This is a genomic window from Vibrio sp. 1S139, assembly GCF_041439475.1.
Lineage (GTDB): Bacteria > Pseudomonadota > Gammaproteobacteria > Enterobacterales > Vibrionaceae > Vibrio > Vibrio crassostreae_C.
On record NZ_JBGOOD010000132.1, the window covers coordinates 1 to 3,275 of the forward strand.

Annotated in this window: 3 protein-coding genes; 2 read left to right on the forward strand and 1 reads right to left on the reverse strand. The window is 37.6% G+C overall.

Going from position 1 to position 3,275, the window contains the following annotated elements; all coding sequences use genetic code 11:
* Positions 1–773: 773 nt before the first annotated feature.
* Positions 774–1,799 (forward strand): DNA mismatch repair protein, encoded by a 1,026-nt coding sequence (locus tag ACED46_RS21555; RefSeq protein WP_371722420.1) that lies wholly within the window; start codon positions 774–776, stop codon positions 1,797–1,799.
* Positions 1,796–2,710, forward strand: a complete 915-nt coding sequence (locus tag ACED46_RS21560; RefSeq protein WP_371722421.1) for an AAA family ATPase — start codon at positions 1,796–1,798, stop codon at positions 2,708–2,710. Before ACED46_RS21555 ends, ACED46_RS21560 begins: the two co-directional genes overlap by 4 nt.
* A 54-nt stretch (positions 2,711–2,764) precedes the next feature.
* On the opposite strand, the gene ACED46_RS21565 is transcribed toward ACED46_RS21560, so the two are convergent.
* Positions 2,765–3,097, reverse strand: coding sequence for a helix-turn-helix domain-containing protein (locus ACED46_RS21565; RefSeq protein WP_162299056.1), 333 nt, complete (start codon positions 3,095–3,097; stop codon positions 2,765–2,767).
* Positions 3,098–3,275: the final 178 nt, after the last annotated feature.

A 3,275-nucleotide genomic window follows, 5' to 3' on the forward strand; every position in this document is an offset into this window, starting at 1 on the left:
ACGGCTAGCTACATATGGTGTCGTTGATCTTCAAGCTGATTTGATCAACAACGCCTTATAGAGCAGGAGTTAGGTCAGTCAGACACTCATTTTGACGTGAGTTAAACCGTGATTTTTCAGGTAAGGAATCATTGAAATTCCTTACCTTGAACTTAGCTCCACCCACTTATTTTATATTGCTGACGAACACCCGCAACGATCAGGGTAGTAAAACCCTAAAATGCAGGTACACAATAAAAAGTTAAACGATCAAATAAGGAATTAATGAATAATCAAGCGATCAAAAATCTATAGATTAATAAAATTAAAACATATCAATTACATAGGGTTTGTAATGGTTATTAGCTAATTTGAAGATAATAGGGTTAGAGTATTAACACCTACTTAACAGGTAACATCAAAGCTCTCTAGAGATTTGATATTACCTGTTAAGTCACCGGCTGAACCTCAGTGAAGTTGGTATTATTTAAAACTAGATCCTTAAGGTTCTAGTTTCTTAGATAGCTGTTTAAACTATCAACATCGACCGAAATTATATAAATACTTACCGATTTAATATAAACATCTACCGATTAAATACCAACATTTAACGATCATTGATGTAAACATTTACCGAACCGTACAAGTTGAATATGAATATTTACCGAAGTTCATAGTTGTTTTATGTGATCTAGTATAGATATTTACCGATATAGTATAAATATCTACCGAACTAAGTGAGTTAATGACGACTATCTGTTAAAATAAAACTATCGCATTATTAGGTAATGATCATGGTTTCAACATCTAGCTCTAGTTTGACGGTTATTAATGAAGAGGACCGTAAGAACCGGTTCATCTCATCCATTCTATTTTCGAGAGCTACCATCTTTCATCCAGCTTCACGTTTGACATCCACAATGCAATCCAAGCTCATCGAGATTGCACAAAGCGGGGGTACCGATCCTAACTATCCGTTAGAAAGCGTGAACATCAATAGCTATGGAAAAAATTTCAGAGTTGACCTGCATGTTGATTACTTACTTCAACCACATCGCGATATTTTAGAAACCATGTTGGCGTATGCTCAAACGATTCAACTAGACGATACTTCCTATGATGCCGGAGCACGTTTAACTTGGTCACAGGTATACCAAACCATCACTGATGGTGATATATCAGATACTCAACAAGATGGTTTTGATTCATTTATCGATCGTGACGCGACCGTTCTATCAATGAGCATGTATGAATTAGCAACCCGAATGGGCATGGCGACCACACGCGCGAACTACGATCAAATAGAGCGTCGTATTACTCAATTAGCAACGGCCCACTTGGTGATCAATGAGCTTGATGAAGAACAGAATGTAGTAGGCAAAAAGCCATTAGAGTTTGTTCAAGATTACCGTTTTTATTGTGACCGAAGTAAATTTAAGACAGGCCGTAAAAACAGTAAGAACCTCACTAACCATGTGTTCTTAGTTCCAGACATGCGTCTGTTGCAAGCAATACGCGACCATGGTTACTACTATCGATTAGAACAACACAAAATGACCAACTACAGTAAACCGTCGGTTCGTTCATTTTTAAAATACATTACTACGCATAAAGCTGAATTCTTACATAACAAGAAGTTTGAGTGGGCACTCGATAGCTACATTCAATCAATTGCTTCGAAAGTCAGTCATAGCTTCCGTAGCGATCTCAGAAAAGATCTATTGGCCAATGCCGTGCAAATTGAAAAAGACTTCAGTCTTCAATTTCGCGATGTCGGTAATGGCATACAAATATTTTATATAGGGGAGGGTAAATCATGATCACTCAATCTCTTGATAGCTTGATGTCTTCATCTGCAAGTCAAAACCTAAGCTTCAGCTTGAAAGGTTTACTTAAAGGACATGTTGGCATGTTGATTGCTGCGCCTAACGTTGGTAAGTCTCACCTAGCATTGTGCATTGCAATGGAACACGCTTCTTCAATGTCTTTACTCGGGATGAGCACAGCCGACAAGCCCACAAAAACATTGGTGTTAAGTTCAGAAGACGGAGCCGGCGTGATTCAATCACGCATGAAAGAAAAGCTGGCTAATTGCACTGCCACTATAAAGTCAGAGTTAAAGAACAATCTTCACTTTCTAACTGATATTGAACCTATAGTGATTCCACCCGATAGCTCGGCACAAGAACAGACAGAACATAAGCAGTATTTAGAACAACTCAAAAAAACCTTCTCTGAATTTGACTTAGTGATCGTCGACACTGTAACGGAATCAATAGGCCGTTGTGAGGAAGTAAAACATGATCGCTTAATCAAAAATGTTTTTCAGAATCTTGCTAGTGAATCAGGTGCCAGTTTGTTGCTTATTCATCACGTGAATAAAGATGAGATCCGTGGTAACCAAGAAATTACCATGGCATCAGGCGCAGGTTTAACATCGATAATGCGACTAACAAAGTGCATGTTTACGCTAAAGAGAAGCAAAGAATTGCTGTCGATTAAGTACCTTAAGTGCAACTATTTACCTGAAAATGAGAATAAAGAGTTTAGTGTTGAAGTGAGACAGAACCTTACTATTAATCCACATGTATTTAGTTTGAAATCTAAGGCGTCTAAGTCTGCTCATTTGACGCAAATCATTAAGAAAAATCCTAAAAACATTACGCTACCCGGAACCATTCCAAAGCAGGAAGAGATAGAGGAGCGTAAAAATCTCAGAGATGTTTTGTAAGCGCCTCATTATTTCAAACAGCACCAACATTAGGTGCTGTTTTATTCTATTTTCTTAAGAAAGTAATTTATCGATTGCACTTAGTAATGCAGCATCTTTTTGTGGTAGTGATTCTATCTTAGTAATGACTACTTTTTTCTTTTTATAGAAAGTTGATGTTTCTTTTGGTAGTTCTATAACTTCAAAAAAAGTCGCCTGAGATATTCCCAATACCTTGCATAGTTTTAACAAATTATTTCTTGAGATATTCCCGCTTTTCAACCATCGACCAACTGTTGCTCGATCAACATCACACCGCCTAGCCAGCTCGGAATTACTCAAACCACTAGATAACACATAAGTTTTTATTAACTCATGAATCCTTAAATCGACTTCAGTTTTATCCACTTTGTCTATTTCTCTTTGCTATTTTCAACCTCTATTTTATCTGAACTTGATCTAGTTAGTAATTGGGAGTAATGTGCAACATGTGTTGCACATGCGCAGCGAATATTGCGCTCTTTAAAAACTCACTCATGCACTACACCCCGACACCAAATTTAGTGCGCGCATCCCACTGCGCACT